The sequence below is a fragment of the Acidimicrobiia bacterium genome (assembly GCA_016650365.1).
GTDB lineage: Bacteria > Actinomycetota > Acidimicrobiia > Spongiisociales > JAENVV01 > JAENVV01.
Genome location: JAENVV010000164.1, coordinates 13,189 through 29,655, shown reverse-complemented (window position 1 = coordinate 29,655; position 16,467 = coordinate 13,189). Strand labels below are relative to the sequence as shown.

The 16,467-nt window shown below is 60.5% G+C and carries 16 protein-coding genes; 4 read left to right on the top strand and 12 right to left on the bottom strand.

What is annotated here, in order from left to right; genetic code table 11:
* Window positions 1–162: 162 nt before the first annotated feature.
* Window positions 163–621 carry a DUF2017 family protein gene (locus JJE47_10185; protein ID MBK5267790.1) on the bottom strand — a complete coding sequence of 153 codons (459 nt, stop codon included), beginning with the start codon at window positions 619–621 and terminating at the stop codon, window positions 163–165.
* Window positions 618–899, bottom strand: coding sequence for an ATP-dependent Clp protease adapter ClpS (clpS, locus tag JJE47_10180; protein ID MBK5267789.1), 282 nt, complete (start codon window positions 897–899; stop codon window positions 618–620). Before clpS ends, JJE47_10185 begins: the two co-directional genes overlap by 4 nt.
* Window positions 900–1,018: 119 nt before the next feature.
* On the opposite strand from clpS, the gene JJE47_10175 reads away from it, so the two are divergent.
* Both JJE47_10175 and JJE47_10170 read left to right on the top strand, forming a co-directional pair.
* Window positions 1,019–1,321, top strand: coding sequence for a hypothetical protein (locus JJE47_10175; GenBank protein MBK5267788.1), 303 nt, complete (start codon window positions 1,019–1,021; stop codon window positions 1,319–1,321).
* Window positions 1,293–2,336, top strand: a complete 1,044-nt coding sequence (locus tag JJE47_10170) for a hypothetical protein (protein ID MBK5267787.1) — start codon at window positions 1,293–1,295, stop codon at window positions 2,334–2,336. Before JJE47_10175 ends, JJE47_10170 begins: the two co-directional genes overlap by 29 nt.
* A gap of 3 nt (window positions 2,337–2,339) precedes the next feature.
* Here JJE47_10170 and JJE47_10165 read toward each other — a convergent pair whose 3' ends face one another.
* On the bottom strand, window positions 2,340–3,146 hold the full coding sequence (locus tag JJE47_10165) for a hypothetical protein (GenBank protein MBK5267786.1): 807 nt from the start codon (window positions 3,144–3,146) through the stop codon (window positions 2,340–2,342).
* Window positions 3,147–3,194: 48 nt separating this feature from the next.
* Between JJE47_10165 and JJE47_10160 the strand changes: the two genes are divergently transcribed.
* Window positions 3,195–4,634: a glycoside hydrolase family 13 protein gene (locus JJE47_10160; protein MBK5267785.1), complete on the top strand. Its 1,440-nt coding sequence runs from the start codon at window positions 3,195–3,197 to the stop codon at window positions 4,632–4,634.
* Between the two features lie 25 nt (window positions 4,635–4,659).
* On the opposite strand, the gene JJE47_10155 is transcribed toward JJE47_10160, so the two are convergent.
* The 5 genes from JJE47_10155 to JJE47_10135 form a co-directional block, all read right to left on the bottom strand.
* Window positions 4,660–6,555 carry a tandem-95 repeat protein gene (locus JJE47_10155; GenBank protein MBK5267784.1) on the bottom strand — a complete coding sequence of 632 codons (1,896 nt, stop codon included), beginning with the start codon at window positions 6,553–6,555 and terminating at the stop codon, window positions 4,660–4,662.
* A 66-nt stretch (window positions 6,556–6,621) separates the two neighbouring features.
* A complete protein-coding gene (locus JJE47_10150; GenBank protein ID MBK5267783.1) occupies window positions 6,622–8,775 on the bottom strand; it encodes a 4Fe-4S dicluster domain-containing protein in 2,154 nt (717 codons plus the stop codon).
* A 172-nt stretch (window positions 8,776–8,947) separates the two neighbouring features.
* On the bottom strand, window positions 8,948–9,664 hold the full coding sequence (locus tag JJE47_10145; GenBank protein ID MBK5267782.1) for a PspA/IM30 family protein: 717 nt from the start codon (window positions 9,662–9,664) through the stop codon (window positions 8,948–8,950).
* A 40-nt stretch (window positions 9,665–9,704) separates the two neighbouring features.
* Window positions 9,705–10,925: a hypothetical protein gene (locus tag JJE47_10140; protein MBK5267781.1), complete on the bottom strand. Its 1,221-nt coding sequence runs from the start codon at window positions 10,923–10,925 to the stop codon at window positions 9,705–9,707.
* 10 nt (window positions 10,926–10,935) lie between these two features.
* Entirely contained in the window at window positions 10,936–12,294 is a 1,359-nt protein-coding gene (locus JJE47_10135) for a HAMP domain-containing histidine kinase (protein MBK5267780.1), read from the bottom strand.
* A 153-nt stretch (window positions 12,295–12,447) separates the two neighbouring features.
* Between JJE47_10135 and JJE47_10130 the strand changes: the two genes are divergently transcribed.
* Entirely contained in the window at window positions 12,448–13,797 is a 1,350-nt protein-coding gene (locus tag JJE47_10130; protein ID MBK5267779.1) for a hypothetical protein, read from the top strand.
* On the opposite strand, the gene JJE47_10125 is transcribed toward JJE47_10130, so the two are convergent.
* The 4 genes from JJE47_10125 to JJE47_10110 all read right to left on the bottom strand — a co-directional run bounded on the left by JJE47_10125 (window position 13,787) and on the right by JJE47_10110 (window position 16,454).
* Complete coding sequence (locus JJE47_10125) at window positions 13,787–14,257, bottom strand: peroxiredoxin (protein MBK5267778.1); 471 nt, start codon at window positions 14,255–14,257, stop codon at window positions 13,787–13,789. The two genes, JJE47_10130 and JJE47_10125, sit on opposite strands and share 11 nt — an antisense overlap.
* Complete coding sequence (locus JJE47_10120) at window positions 14,254–15,045, bottom strand: pyrroline-5-carboxylate reductase (protein MBK5267777.1); 792 nt, start codon at window positions 15,043–15,045, stop codon at window positions 14,254–14,256. Before JJE47_10120 ends, JJE47_10125 begins: the two co-directional genes overlap by 4 nt.
* Window positions 15,042–15,683: a uridine kinase gene (udk, locus tag JJE47_10115; protein ID MBK5267776.1), complete on the bottom strand. Its 642-nt coding sequence runs from the start codon at window positions 15,681–15,683 to the stop codon at window positions 15,042–15,044. The genes JJE47_10120 and udk overlap by 4 nt, the downstream gene beginning before the upstream one ends.
* Window positions 15,684–15,773: 90 nt before the next feature.
* A complete protein-coding gene (locus tag JJE47_10110) occupies window positions 15,774–16,454 on the bottom strand; it encodes an MBL fold metallo-hydrolase (protein MBK5267775.1) in 681 nt (226 codons plus the stop codon).
* Window positions 16,455–16,467: the final 13 nt, after the last annotated feature.

Sequence of the window (16,467 nt, the reverse complement as noted above, 5' to 3'; positions counted from 1 at the left end):
TGCTCTCCTCGGTGCAGTTCTGGTCGCCTTATTCATGCCGGCCGAACACGAAGCAGAGATCTTTGAGCACGAGGTCGGCTCCAGCGTCAAAGGAAATCCGCTTCCAGTAGCCGGCGAGGCCTAGTCGGATTGACGACATCGGGATCTCCCGGACGGTTGCGGCTAGCTGCCGCCGTCCGGGAGTTCGTCCGAAAGGATCTCGACCAGGCTCGACTGGAGCCAGGATAGGTAGTGAAGAACGGCCAATTCTTCACTGTCTTCGTCATCTTCCCAGTCATTGTCGACCACCCCCAACCGGCTGGCGATGAGCAACCGGCTTTCGCCGAGAACCCGGAGCCATGCCTCTGCCTCGGCCCGACTGAGAAAGACACCCTCGGCGGCTGCGTCAAGCGTCAGGCTCACGGCCGATTGGTCAGCCGCTCTGGCCTGGCAGCGCTCGGACTCGATAAGTCGGCGATATTGGGCATCTTCTTCGGGCTCGTCCGGGTACGCACGCACCGGCAGAGCCGGGTCGTCACCCGATGCCTCAACCAGCTCGATGACATCCTTGAGTAAGACGATCTGCCATCCGGCCAACTGAACCTTGATCCCGCCTGGTTCGAGACCGAATGCTTCGCTCACGCTCGCTCGATGGTGGCGGAGAGACCAAACCTATGGAGGCGGTGGCAGTCCATCTCGATCTTCTCGCGAGGCCCTGAAGCAACTGCGGACCGGCCCTCGTTGTGCACCTGCAGCATCAACTTGGTCGCCTTGTCTTTGGGATAGCCGAACAGTGTGCGCAGCACATACACCACGTAGACCATGAGGTTCACGGGATCGTCCCACACCACCACTTGCCAGACGGGTGTCGTGACCTTCGAGTCCTCAATCGTTGTGGAAGGCTGAGTCGTCACGCCCATCACGGTACCAACCCCCGACCGCCGACGGTAAGAACGCGAAAACATTTGTTGGTGTAGGCTCGGCATTGGCAGGATATTACGATAGTTTATAATACCTAACGTCGCCAACTGGGAGGATCATGGATCCGCTTCGACACCCCGATCTCGTGGAAATCTCGCGTACCCTTCGACACCAACTCGATTCGGTGCTCGTCGCCGAACAACAAGCGGCTCGGGCAACGCTCCGTCGACGGCGCACCATACGCGACCGACTCCTGGAAGCTGAAGACCGAAGCGAAGCCATCGATATCACTCTGACCACCGGGAAGACGTTCTCGGGTCATCTGGTGGCAGTTGGCGCCGATCACATAGTCGTTACCGACCTGCGCACCGAGACCTACGTTGATCTGAATCATGTGGTCAGCTGCCGATTCCATAGCTGACATGCGACCCCGGGTGGCGACCGTGTTGACCGCCCAGCCATGGGAAGCTCGGCTTGCGGACATGGCCAGAACTTCGGGCGGCGTACGGCTCGTATGTCGGGCCTACGATCCGGGCGATGTTCCCCGGGACGTAGATGTCATCATCGGTGGTTCAGAAACGGCCTGGATGACCCCCGCCTGCATCAAGGACTGGCTGGCACGCGGGATCAGGGTGATAGGTATCCACCCGCCGACAGACCGGCCCGGCAAACGACTGTTCGAAGAGGCTGGAGCCGACGCCGTGCTCAGCTCCGTCGAGAGACCCGAGGTGCTGTTGGCGATGGCCCGCAGCCTCAGCACCTTTCCATCTCCACCCGCGTTCGGCCCCCGGGTCACCGTTGTTTCAGGGCCGGCCGGTGCCCCGGGTCGAACCGAATCTGCCGTGGCCATCGCCTGTCTACTCAGTCGGTCAACCTCGACCCTCCTCATCGACCTCGATCACCGTTCGCCGTCAATTGCCCTTCGCCTTGGTATGCCTCCCAGCCCCAACATCGATGAAGCCATCGATACGATCCGGTCCCGCGGGGTAGTACCCGATGCCGCCATCCAGAAGTTCGGCAACATCCAGGTTCTGGCCGGCACGTTCAGACACACAATCGATCAGGCGCGTATGAGGCGCGACGTTCTGTGGGCGGCCAGGGACCGAGCCGACCACATCATCGTCGATGGAGGCTCACCGGACGAGGGCGACCCCCTCCTTGAGGTGGCAACCGACACTATTTTGGTCTGTGACGCCAGCCCGATTGGCCTGGTCCGAGCAGCCGCCCTGGCTCGTTGGTGGACGGCTCCGCCGCCGATGGTCTTGCTGAACCGGACCCCTACGGACCCTGACGACATGGTACGAACGGCCCGCCATGCTCTCGGGTTGGAACCACGGGTCCTCGTCCCATACCAGCCAGCCATCCGCCAGGCATCGGTGAGAGCCGAACCACCCCCCGAAGGGCTCCTTGAGCAACTCGCGCCGCTGGTTGGTTAGCCGTTACCGGGCTGACGGATACGTGCCAAGGTGATGGACCGACTCCATCGCCGATGGCATCGGGTCGAACACGCGATCGAACCCGGCTCTGCCCGGTTCGTGCAGCAGGTCGACAAAGAAACGATACTGCCAGGCCTCATCGCCCGGCCGGGACTCAATCCTCGTCAGGTTGGCGCCACGGAGGCCCAACTCTGTGAGGGCCAGCGCCAATGCCCCTGGCCGGTGAGCGCCGGCAAACGCGACCGAGGTCTTGTTGGCATCCTGCGCAAAGGGAGACTCGCCTCTGGCGAGCACGACGAATCGGGTCGTGTTGTGCTGGCGATCAACCACCCCCTCGGCAAGCACTTCCAGGCCGTAAGCGGCCGCCGCCTTGGTCGGGGCAAGGGCGGCATGACCAGGATCCCCCAGCTCGGAAACCAATCTGACCGCTCCGGCCGTGTCATGTTCCGGCATGGCGATATACCCCCCTGTCACGAGGGCACCCTCAGCCTGGCGAAGCGCCTCGGGGTGGGAATGAACGGTGGTCACCTGGTTGGCATCGGCACCGGGAAGACCGAGCAATGCATAATGGATTTCCAACAAGTACTCGCGAACGATCGTCAATCCGCCCCCAACCAGTCGATCGAGTACCGGAAGGATGCTGCCGGTAGTCGAATTCTCAATCGGCATCACGAGAAGTTCGACAGAGCCCTCTGCGATCGCCGCAAATGCCTCGGCGAAGCTGTGATAGCCGACCGACTTGCGGTCCGGATACATCGACACCGCGGCTTCATAACTATTCGAGTGAGGCTCGCCCTGGTATCCAATCATCGTGATGGAGCATAACCGCACGTCGGAACCGAGTAACCTCCCCGCTGCATGTCTCTCGAGAAACCTCCTGCCTGGGTCGCCGATGCCGTCTTTTATCAGATATTTCCTGATCGGTTCGCCTCCTCGGACCAATGGGAACAGCCACCGAATCTGGAGCCCTGGGATGCTCCACCAACCCATCACGGTTACAAGGGTGGCAACCTGCTCGGCGTAATCGAGCACCTCGATTATCTCGTCAACCTCGGCATCAACGCCCTCTACTTCAACCCCATATTCGCCTCCGGCTCAAACCACAGATACCACGCTTGGGATTACTACCGGATCGACCCGCTCCTCGGCGACGACGACATCTTCGACCAACTGATCACCGCCTGCCACGATCGGGGTATCCGGGTCGTACTCGACGGGGTGTTCAACCATACCGGCCGGGGCTTCTTCCAGTTCTCGGACGTCGTTGAGAGCGGACAACAGTCGCCGTATGTCGACTGGTATCACTTCCATTCCTTCCCGGTTGATGCATTCGGCCGCACTCCGAATTACGACGCGTGGTGGGGCATGCCGGCATTACCCAAGCTCAATACCGGGACGCCCCATGTGCGCGAATACCTCATGCAGGTGGCCGAGTACTGGGTGACACGAGGCATTGACGGCTGGCGCCTCGACGTCCCCCAGGAAATCACCACCCCCGGTTTCTGGGAGGAGTTCCGGGAGAGGGTTCGGGCGATCAACCCCGAGGCTTACATCGTGGCGGAAATCTGGGAAGACGCCTCGAACTGGATCTCATCAGGCGACCAGTTCGACGGAACCATGAACTATCTCTTCACGGGCTATACCCTGGCATTCGTCGCCGGCGACTCCATTCCCCGTCACCTCACGACCGATCTCAACTACCCGCTCCACCCGGCGCTCGACGGGCAATCCTTCTCCGACGCCATGAATAATCTGATCGGTCTTTATCCCTGGTCGGCCACCCTGACAAACCTCAACCTGCTCGACAGTCATGACGTCCCGAGAGTGCTCACTTTGTGTGCAGACGATCCGATCGCCGTCGAATTGGCGGTGGCGATTCAGATGACATTTCCGGGCGCTCCGAGCATCTACTACGGGTCAGAAGTCGGCTTGACCGGGGGGAGGGATCCTGAAAATCGGTCCGGGTTCGATTGGGACGAGAACACGTGGAACCGGACGACTCTCGAAACCCACCGATCGCTCATTCGGCTTCGCCACGACCACCAGGCCCTCCGGACCGGGTCGTATCGAACGCTTCCAGTCGGTCCCGAGTTGTATGTCATCGAGCGGGCTGACGAAACCGAACGGATACTGGTGGCAGTCAATGCCAGCTATGCCGCTCACTCGGCCGCCGTGCAAGAGGCGATGGGGACGACGTTCACGACTCTGTACGGTGATGGCGGGATCAGCAGCGACGGGACGACTACCCGACTCGCCGTCGCCCCGCGAACTGCTGTGATCTGGAGGGTTGAGAGCTAGCGGACGGCTGGAGAGGCGGGCTCTGTCAGTTGACGGTAACGGTGACGGTGGCAGTGGAGGTGAGGCCGGCGGGATCCGCCACGGTGTAGCTGAACGTGTCGGTACCTGAAAAAGCAGCCGGCGGCGAGTACACGCAGGCCACGTCGCACGAAACCGTCCCACCCTGGGCCGACGAGGCATCGAACGCACCGATGGATCGTTGCTGCCCCTCGGGATCAGAGTCGTTCGTGAGGACATAGATGACCACCGCATTCCCGGCCGTCGTCGATGCGCTGTCGGCCCTGGCGACCGGGGCGTCGTTCACGGGAGTCACTGTAACTGTCACGTTCCCATTGTCGAGGCCACCCTTCTCATCCGATACGACGTAGCCGAAACTGTCGATCCCATTGAAGTTGAGGGCCGGGTAATACGTGCATGACGTTTGGCCGCACACAACGTCGCCCCCGAACGCAGTCCGAACGTCATAGCCACCAACCACGAGTGAGTCCCCATCAGGATCAGAGTCATTGTCCAATACCGGCACCGTGACTGCCACGTCCTCTGCAGTAGTTGCCAGGTCGTTGCCGGCAGTCGGTGCTCGCAGCGCGGCCACCGTGGTCGTGGTCGTCCGGGGAGCCGCTGTCGTCGTTGGAAGAACCGTGGTCGTTGTCGTGGCCGGACTCGTGGAGGTTGTGGTGGTCACGGCGGGAGTGCTCGTGGATGTGGTCGATGTCGTTGTGGTCGATGTCGATGTGGTGGCGATCGGGGCGTCACCTGGGTCATCTGATCCGGTCACCCCGCCGCTCCCGCTGCCCGGAGCCAGGGCGACCACGGTCGTTACCGGGATCGAGTCGGCCGCTTCCGGCACGTCGATGATTCCACCGCGAACGGCCCCGAACACGGTGAGCAGCGCCACGCCAAGAATGGAAAGGTCCCGTCCGATCCGCTCCAACCCACCGATGAATGGGATCTGGGCAAACCAGGAAGCCGGCCCGATCACCCAGCGGATCTTGCCGAGCGAAATGCTCATGAACGCCCGCACAATGGCGGGATCAAAGTGGGTTCCGGCCGACCGGGCTAATTCTTGACGAGCCGTGTGGGCGCTGATCGGCGTCTTGTACGACCGGGCCGACGTGATCGCGTCATACGCGTCGGCCACCGCGACGATGCGGGCGGCGTACGAAATGCCTTCGCCTGCCAGCCCGTGGGGATATCCGGTCCCGTCATACTTCTCATGATGCTGCTCGACCGCCAGCGACCAATCACCCAGCCAGGGAGCCAACGGCCCGATCAGGGCGGCGCCGAACGTCGGATGCAGGCGGAGTTCCTCCCACTCCTCCTCGGTAGGTCGCCCGTCTTTGTTCAGGATCTCCTGGTGAACGTCGAGCTTGCCGATATCGTGCAGTAGGGATGCCCACCGCAACCGGTCCCGATCGTCATCGTCAAGGTCCAACTCTTCGGCGATGAGGTCGACGAAGACCCTCACGCGCTCCGCGTGGCCGCGGGTCAGTCGATCGTGGGCGCTGAGAGCCCCGGCCAATGCCAATACATTTTCCGCGTTGCCCGCAACATCATCCTCCCCGGCAGCTTTGGCGGCTTCGAGTCGCTCCTCCATACGCTTGACCGACCCGGCCTTGCGAACCATCTTTACCCGGTTGGGCGCTTTGTCGGGGAAAAGCATCGTCATCTGCATGAGGATCGCCAGCGGTAACGCACGCCTGGCCAGCCGATCGACCAGCAGCAACGTGGAGGTGGCGATACCGACCAGGGAAGCCCACCAGATGATTACGCCAATCGTCGTATCGGTGTGCGGTAGAAACTGTGCTGCCAGGATGGCCGCAGCCACGGCGACCCCGACGGGCGCCAAGAAGATGAGCAAACGAAGGAGGCGCGCCTGCCAGACGCGCGAGGTCCATCTGTTTTCGGTCTCCGAAAGTGCCATCAATCCGTCGATCTACGGGATGCCCTTATATTTCGGCGCCCGGAGCGGATGCCTCAAGGACTTTGACTATGGCTCGGGATCTCCGGATCGCTCAAGAGAGTCCATCATCATCATGGAGACATCCCGCACCACCACATCGTCACGGCCTAGTTCCTTGACACCGTCATCGATCATGACGTAGCAGAAGGGGCAAGATACGGCTACCTCCTGGGCGCCCGTCGCCAACGCTTCCTCAGCTCGCTCAATGTTGATCTTCTTGCCGATCTGCTCTTCCATCCAAAAGCGCGCCCCACCGGCTCCACAACACAGTCCCTTCGTGCCATGACGGGGCATCTCGACCAACTCGATGTTGCCGGACGCCATGACCACCTCGCGGGGAGCCTTGTACACATCGTTATGGCGCCCGAGGTAACACGGATCGTGGTAGGTAACCGTCCTCTTCGGTCCAGACGGCTTGGTGCGGAGGCGTTTGGCATTGAGAAGTTCAGCGAGCATCTGGGTGTGATGGACTACCTCATAGTTGCCATCGAGCTGGGGATACTCGTTGCCGAGCGAGTTGAAACAGTGGGGACACTGCGTGATGATCTTGGTGACCCCATACGAGTCCATGGTCTCGATATTCTGAAGTGCCAACTGCTGGTATACGTACTCGTTCCCCGAGCGCCGAGCCGGGTCGCCGTTGCACATTTCCCGGGAGCCGAGAATCGCAAAATCAATGCCTGCTTCGTGCAGCAAACGGGCCGTCGCCTGGGAGACCGCGGTGTTACGGTCGTCAAAGGAACCTGCGCAACCCACAAAAAACAAGTATTCAGCTGAATCCACTCCGTCCTCGCCGAGCACGGGAACGGGAAACTCCAACGCCTTCGTCCAGTCAGCCCGATTGGTCTGGCTCAGGCCCCACGGGTTGCCCTGGTTCTCCATCGCCACGTAGGCCTTACCCAACTCGGTGGGGAAGTCAGCCTCCATGAGCGACTTGTACCGGCGCATGTCGAGGATCTTGTCGAGGATCTCGATGTTGACCGGGCAGATCTCATCGCAAGCTCCGCATGTTGTGCACGACCACAACTCGTCGGGATGGATCCGCTCGAAAACCGAGGCAGTTTCGATCCCGATCCCGGTCACCATGCTCACGGGTGTCGTTATGGGTCTCGGTGCGGTCGAAGCAGCCACCTCACCGACCTTGAGAACCATCTCGCGGGGGTCAAGAGGTTTCCCTGTCAGGTTGGCCGGGCACACCGACGTACACCGCCCACAGATGGTGCACGCATCCGTATCGAAGATCTGCTTCCACGTGAAGTCCTCGATGATCGCCGCCCCGATCGTTTCGATCTCGTTCTCCATGAGATTTGGGATCGGCCGCATTGCCCCTTTCGGGCGGTCGGTTGGCGAGAGGAACATGTTGGCCGGTGATGTAACCATGTGGCGCAGCTTGGTGGTCGGGAGCACGATCAAGAAGCCAAGGAACGCAATTGCGTGCAGAATCCAGAACAGTTGGTGAAGTCCGGCGGCGGAAGATTCGGGAATCACAAACGAGAGCGGATATCCGACAAAAGAAGCCAACTCAAAGTTCGGGCGCCCCATGAGCGTGATCCGGGCGGCTTCGGTCAGCAACCCGCTGATTCCGATCAGGGCAAGAACCCCGAGAATCAGACCGTCTTCCGGCTTCGTCTTGGAACGCAGGCGCCAGGGTCGTTGGCCATACCGGCGAACCAAGGCCCAGAGCAACCCGCCGAGGAAGGCGAGTGCCGCCGCATCGAGCGTCGCCGAGTAGACCTGATAGGTGGAGCCATGGAGGAACTTCCAGCTGATCGGGAGTAGGTGATCAATCTCGAGGATGACAGTTCCAAGAAACAGGAGCAGGAAGCCCCAGTACACGAGCGAATGCATCAACCCGGCCGCCCGATCTCGAAGCAGCGTCTTCATCGCCAAGCCCCCACCGAGTCGCCTGAGGCGCTCCTTCCACAGCCCGGTCCGTCTATCGGCTGTTCCCCGCTGCCAGTTCTCGGCTCGCAGCGAGAACAAATAGAACGTGATTCCGAGGAAGCCGGCTACACCAATGTAGAACATGGCCTGGAGTGGAACGCCAATGTTCCCGAACACTTCGCGGCCCACCTCTGGCACAAAATGGCCAGGCAACGTACCAAGCCACCAGAAACCCAATGTGGCAACAAACGAAACCAACCCAACGGCAAGTAACAGCTGGTTGGCTTTCTTCGGCATAATCAGACTCCCGATCAGACGCTCAGCAGGGCGTTGCCGAGTCTAAACAGCCACGTGGGTCCGGGACCTGCAATGGGGCACGCTTGGAGATCGACATACCGGGCGCCGCCCCGCCCTGAGAGCCAGACGAGTACCGACTTTTGTGAAAGGCAGGGCGAGGCCGGGGAAATGGTTACTCGGTGATGCCTAATTCGGCGCGTAACTCCTCGAGTTTTGAATCGGCACCGGCGATCGAGATCGCTTCTCGCAGTTCGGTCTCGGCGCCCTCCGGAGTGGCCTCGCGCAACTCAGCACGCGCCTTGGCCTGCGACAGACGACCCTCAATCTTCTCTTCGACCCGCTCGAGGCTTGGGGCTTCCATTTCCATCGACGCACTGATGGACTCAACGGCGGTGTTAACGGCCTCCTGCATCTTCGCCTGTTGGATCTTGCCAACCAACTCATACCGCTTGGCACCAAGCTCCTGGAGCCGCATGGCGTTCTGCTGAACCGATTTCTTGGCGTCATCAGATTGGGTTACCGCAAATTCGTACTGCTCTTTCAACCCGTTCAGATTGTTTTCGGCAGCCTGCAATTTGAGGGCCTGAGCAGTGGCCGCCTGGGTCCATTTGACTACCTCATCGTCCTGGCCGGCCACCTTGGCCTCTTCGGCCTTCAACAGGGCCTTCTTGGCCATCTCACGAGACTCCCCCACCATGTCGGCAGCCTTCTCGATTTTTGATTCGAGCTGGGTCCGATGGGCGATGATCTTGGCGGCCTGGTTCCGCAGTGCCTGATCCCGCTTCTTGGCCTCAGTGATCGCTTGCTCAATCTCGATCTCAGGATCCATGGCCGCCTCAGCGGTCATACGGAACAGCTGCTTGAGATAGCCGATAATTCGTTTCAACATTTTTCCACAGTCCTTCGCTGGCTTGCCTACATCGTACCTGTCAGCGTCGGCGGCTACGCCCCCGACTTATCGTCTTTCCCGGAGATCGCCTGGTCACTCTTGGACTGGCCGAAGATCGACTCGTCCTTGCTGTGCCACCGAGGAGCCCGCCGCCTGACCGAGACAGCCGCCGGTTGCGGCCCCCACCGACCGAATAGGGAATCCGGGAACCGTCAACCACCACCGAGAAGATATCCATCCAATCAAATCCACCGCCACCTGAGTGCCGCGGTGCCTGAGGGGCCGGAACTGCCCGTCCGTCCACCGTAATCGAGCCAGGCTGAGGGGGATCTTCCGAGCGGAGGCGCCGCGCACAGTCCCGGCACACACCTACCTTCTGGCGTCCGGCGGCGGTCTCGATCTCGACGTCTTCAATCCCAGCCCGATGAGTGGGATCAAAAAAGCACGCCATGGCGCGGTCAGTAGGTCTTTCAGGTGTGACATCACCGTTAAGGGTCGCTTCGGCGGCATCTAGTTCCCATCTTGCTTCGTCAAGTTGGTCAGAGAGCCTCTCCAATTCATCGAGGCTTTCCGCCTTGGGGACCGCCTCCTCGACCAATGCATACGTGGCAGATGCATTCCGATAGAGCTCGGTTGCCGTGGCGTTCTCTGCGAGTTCCACTTGCGAATTGAGATCGACGATGTCGTTGGCGACGAGATCGACCTGGCGGGAAAGTTCGGTCCGTGCCTCGGCCAGCCGATTCTGAGAAGCCAACTCGAGTCGACGTTTGCGCCTCACGGAAGCGACGGCCAAGCCACCCGCTCCGATAACGCCAAGACCAACCAGGACCATGCCACCGTTGATTCCGCCGGGACCACTGGCGAACGCCTCAACCGCCGCCACGAGGTCATCGTCTGGACCCAGGGCCTCAACCACCCTGTCCAACCGTCCGTCGACCTCGGTGGCGTCAAAGTCGAAACTGGCGCCACCGATTGAGTCAGGGGTCAAAACGATGACGGTCCCGAACCCGATCCGAGCTACCAGCTCGTCTGCGAGGGCGGACGGGTCGCTGATGTTCTGGTCGAGAGCGACAAGAAATGGCGCATCCGCTCCAGCCGTGTCCATGACTTCGGCCAACCCGGCGATCGAATAACCTGATTCAACGTAGAAGCCATCATCCAGCAACGCCCGGGAAATGGCGTCCGCGTCCTGAGCCATAGCGGGCGAGGCCCAGAGGGTGCCGAGCAGGACCAGAAGGACGAGTGGTTTGATACGACGCACCAGAATGACATTACCCGTCAGGGGTACTCACCTGGCTCGGTGCGGTGGACAAAACCCGTTCTGCGGTCAGCCCGCGAATCTCGGTGGCGGTGGGTAACTCGATGACAAACCGGGACCAGCCGTCTACCCGCTCATACCCGATCGTTCCACCCATATCTTCCAAGAGCGCCTGCACAATGGACAGGCCGAGTCCGAGACCCCCTCGGGCCAGGCTTGCGTCCTCATATTGTGAGAAGCGTTCAAACATGGTTGCAGTTGTCTCGTACGGCACTCCTCCTCCATTGTCGGCGACAACGAGCTCGTAGGACCCAACCCCCGCCCGACCGGAGATGACCACGGAGTCTCCCCCGTATCGAGCCGCATTCGCAAGAAGATTTCGGACGATCTGTCGGAAGCGGAGCCGATCTGCTCTGACATGTCCGTCAACGTCACGGATTTCAATCGTGGTGCCCATCCTGGAGATCACCTCGGCCACGTCACCGACCTCATCAAAGACGTTCACCGGTTCCAGACGATAGGCGAGCCCGCCCTCCGTGAGTCGAGCCGCCGTCAATAGATCCTCGACCATTCGCACGAGCTCCCCGGACTCGCCGTATATCAATCGAATCAAGTCATCACGTTCTTCTCGCTCGTCGACGAGTCCGGAGTCGAGCAGTTGTGCGAACCCAAAGACCGCCGTGAGAGGCGTCCGGAGCTCGTGAGAAACGTTGGCAATGAAGTCGTCACGAGATTTACGGAGTTCACGTTCATACTCCACCTGCTTTTCAAGTGTCCGCTGCGTTTCGCGCCGCCGGTAGGTGGTAAGCACCAGGACTGCGACCGCCAGGGGAATCGCCAGCCCGATCATGAATCGGGTGGCTTGCGCGGCCGCCACAGCCTGTTCATCCAACGATTGGAGATTGGAACCCAGCGCGTCTCGTTCCTCAACAAGCCTTCCTACGAGCACCTCGAACTGACCTGCCATCGGATCAGCCACCAGCTCGGCAGCTGACTCAATGTCGCCGACCTCGAGATCGTTCAAGACAGCAGACGCAGTATTCAGGTAGTCGGTCGAACCCGGCAGGATGTCTACGCCTGGATGATGGAGGAGAAGGAAGCGGTCATGGCTGGTTGAAATCGTAATTCGGGCAATCTCGACCAACTTCCCCTGTTGTTCTGACACTACCTGGGAGATAGCCACCGCTCTTTGAACGGCACCCTGCGTCGTTGTTACCGCAGCAATGGCGGATTCGGTGTGGGCAAATGCGAGCGCTTCTGCACTGATATTCGAGCCACCAACCGACGCCGAAAAGACAACGGCCACCGCCACAATCAGAGACGAAGCCACCAGGGCTGAAGCAATCATCACGTGGTCGCGTCGATTCGTCATTGTGTTCCAAATATCGGCGGGCGGGCGGCCCACATTGAGAGATCTTCCTCACCAACCAGTAACTAGTCCGTACGCGCGATCTTCAAATCATCCTTCGGCAGGAGTTCGGGTCGTGTCGATAACAAATCCGTGATCGCTCCATACAAACGCTCGTTGGCATTAGTGACAGCCCTCCTCGCTGTCCTACTTGCGTTGGGAATTCCGGCGGCCGCCTCCCCTGTCGAGAACGCCTCAAAAGGTATAACCGAATCGTCAGATCACCCGCTTGACAACAGTCGGGAAGAGTCTGAACTCGACCACGACCATGGATACGGCAACGACGACAAAGATGTCAAAGACAAAAACAAAGACAAAGACAAAGACAAAGACAACTCGGAAACCTTCGACGAGACCTCCTCCGACGATCCGGTCACCGACGAAGAGCACCTGGTAGATGATCGAACGGTCGAAGAACCTGCCATAGAAGAACCCGCAGTTGACGAAGAAGTAGTCGTCGACGATCCAATCGTTCGGGACGAAGAACCGGTCCTAGACGATGTCGTAGGCGAACCCGCGGTCGACGAAGAAGTCCTCTCCGACGAAGAAGTCATCGTTGACGAGGAAACCGTAGGCGACGACACGCCGATTGAAGAAACTGAACTCGGGTCCAAAGAGACCACGGTTTCGGAAGAACCAACTATTGAGAAGGTGCTCGTCGAAGAGTCGGACGCAGCTACCGACGGACCTTCACTCGTCGATGTCGCGGTCGAAACGGTCGTCCCCGACACGTCGTCGATCATCGAGGTGAGCCTCGACCATGTCAAACCCGTCGCACCATCCTCTGGCAACAAAGCGGCCGTCGAGAACCGCGACGAATCGGCAGCAGACCACGACAAAGGGTACGGAAACGATGACAAGGTCGCCAAAAACAAGGACATGACGACTCCCGAGGTCACTCCAACCAACCAGCCAACCCCCGAAGGAGCGCCTCCCATCGAGGAACCGGCCGTCGCAACCCCCCCGATCGTCGACGTCGACGCTGCTCCCGTCGCCAGCCCCACAGCTGAACCGGCAGACAGGGATCACCAGCCAACCATCCTCCGTTCATTTGCACCTCAGCCTGCCGGACTGATCGGTGATCAGCCTCAGACCCCCGCTTCCATCCGAGGGGATCTGCCAGAACTTGACGCAGCACCCCTTGTCGAGGGTGCGGGCCTGGCCGCGGCGGTCGCACTGACACTCGACTCCGACCAGTGGCTCCCCGCCCGGCCCGCACCGGAGTCCTCGTTAATGCCCCTCGGCCGATTACTCCTGCCTCCCGCCGGCGTGGCGCTCGTCGATCTCCTGGCAGCTTCGGACACACGATTCGTCAACCCATCGGGGATCGACTCCGTCACAGAAGCTGCCAAGCAAGCCACCGGACTGGTAGCCATCCCGGCGGCCGCACTCACTGCCCTGGCCATGCTTGGATGGGCAATCAAACCCATCGCCATCAAAGCTGGCAGCCTTTTCGTCAGTCGCTAGGCCCGCCGAGCAACTCCGTGGTTACTCGCTCAGCGTGACCGGTGGCCTTGACGTTGTACCAGGCAGCTATCACCTTGCCGTTTTCGCCAACCGCGACGGTTGACCGGATCAGCCCGACGTACTCTTTGCCGTAATTCTTCTTCACTCCCCAGGCCCCATACGCATCAGCGACTGCGTGGTCTTCATCAGACAGCAGTGGGTACGGAAGTTCGTATTCGGCGGCGAAGTCAGCCAACTTTTCCACCGCGTCGGGGCTGATGCCGAACAGTTGGTAGCCGGCAGCCTCCAGTCGATCGGTACGATCACGAAAGTCACACACCTCGCCAGTGCACCCTGGAGTAAACGCAGCCGGATAGAAGAAAAGTATCGCCTTGCTCCCCGGGTCGATGGCGCGGGGCACGCCGGTGTGATCGAGAAGGGAGAACGCGGGCGCCTCCGAACCGACGGTTAGTTGTATCACGAGTCACCTCTCAGTTGTCGAGATCGTTCGGTGGCCGCACGGACCCCCCGTCTAATAGTGGCTTTCATATCTCCCGAATCGAACACCTCAATGGCAGCCTGCGTCGTTCCGCCTTTTGAGGTAACCCTGCGACGTAACTCCACCGCGTCAACGTCCGACGTGGCCAGCAGCAGACCCGCCCCCCGTAAGGTTTGGCGAACCAACTGATCCGCCAGATCAGCGCTCAGTCCCTGCTCTCGGGCTGCCTCTACGAGGGCCTCTGCCAGGTAGAAAAGGTAGGCAGGACCACTGCCTGAGACAGCCGTTAAAGCGTCAAGGTCAGCCTCGTCGACGACCGCGACCTGACCGACGGCCCCGAGAATATCGCAAGCTTCCCGCAACTGCTCAGGCGTAGCCAACCGACCAGGGGCAACCCCGATCATCGCCTGACCAACCAGGGCCGGCGTGTTGGGCATTGCCCGGACTACCGAAACCGAAGGAAGTTCGGCTTCGATCGACCGGGTATCGATGCCGGCCGCGATCGAGATCACTGCCGCCGTGGGCTTAAGCTGGTCAGCCATAGAACGAAGCACCTCCGCCACCGCATGAGGCTTGACAGCCACGATGACCCAGTCGGCGGTCCGAATCCCCTCCATCGCCGACGAGATGTGCACTCCCCGGTCGCCGAACGACTCCAATTTGGTCTCATCCTGCTCGACGAGACAAATGGTGTCCGGTGAATGTCCAGCTGTCAACAAACCTTCGACCAGGGCTGCCCCCATCGCACCGACTCCGACTACCCCGATCATGTTGTCTCCTCTGCGAGCACACTATCTATCATCCGCGTCACCACCCCAACGGCGTTCGTGTTGTAGCCCTCCGGAATGACGACATCGGCGTATCGCTTGGATGGCTCAACAAACTGAAGATGCATGGGCCTGACGGTCTTCATGTACTGGTTCAGGACCGACCGCACGGAGCGTCCTCGTTCGGCTACGTCTCGCTCAAGGCGCCTGGCCAGTCTTAGATCGCTGTCCGTATCTACAAAAATCCGAACATCCATGAGCTCCCGAAGGGCTGGCTCGACCAGCACCAGGATACCCTCGACGATCAAAACCGATCGAGGTGCAACCGTCTCGGACTTCTTCAAGCGAACGTGCTCACCGAAGTCGTAGACGGGGCACTCGACGCTCTTGCCGTCGCGCAGTTGTCTGAGGTGTTCTACGAGGAGGTCGGTCTCCAGCGAATCCGGGTGATCGAAGTTGACGGCGGCTCGTTCCGCCTGGGGAACATCACTGAGGTCCCGGTAATAGGCGTCATGCTGAATCCGGGTGGCCCGCTCCGGTCCAACTTTCGACGCAATCGCCTCGGCGATCGTGGTCTTGCCTGACCCCGAACCGCCGGCAACCCCAATGATGAGAGGCGCAGCCGAGGTCGGCCAGACCATCCCAGGTTGATCTCGATCCGCCATGGGGTCCACGCTACCAGCGGACGTTGCCACGGGGATCACCTCGATCACCATCCATCAGGTTCGACGTCAAATGGAGGCGACAAAGGCCTTGAATGCGCCAGACGCATTCGTGGTAATCGGGTCTGAATGGCCGAAGCATGCGATCGCGAAATCCCGATCGGCAATCGCTCGGAGGCTCGTGTCAAAGATCACCGACCTGCGGTTCATCAGGCCCCGCTGAACGCCTCCTCGTCTCCTCGCCATCGCCGCGTCACCAGCAAACAGCACCCCGCCCCGCCGATTGAGAAGCAGCGAAATATGCCCCGCGGTATGACCCGGGGTTGCAATGACCTCGAAGTCCGGTGCGATTGGAACGCTGCCCGCCGTCAACCGATGGTCAACCGATACAACCTCAGGGCTCGGGATGAGATTCACCAATAGCCGTACCACCGGAAGGTCGAGAATCGGCGGAGCAGGTATCGGCTGGCGTCCTTCGACCACGGCGGTATCGATCTCGGAAACCACCAGAGGTGCGCCCGTCGCCCGTGCGAGAGCGGCGGCTCCCCCGAAGTGATCGGAATGACCGTGTGTGAGGATGATGGCTCTGACATCGTCCACCGAGCGCCCGATCGAGCGAAGGGCATCGATGATCGCCCCATGACGTTTCGGCAGCCCGGTGTCGACGAGGACCACACCTTCATCGCCGTCGACGATGAAGGCATTCACGCCCTTCGATACCTGGTGAACACCCTCGACGACCTGTTTCATACTCCCTGCCTTT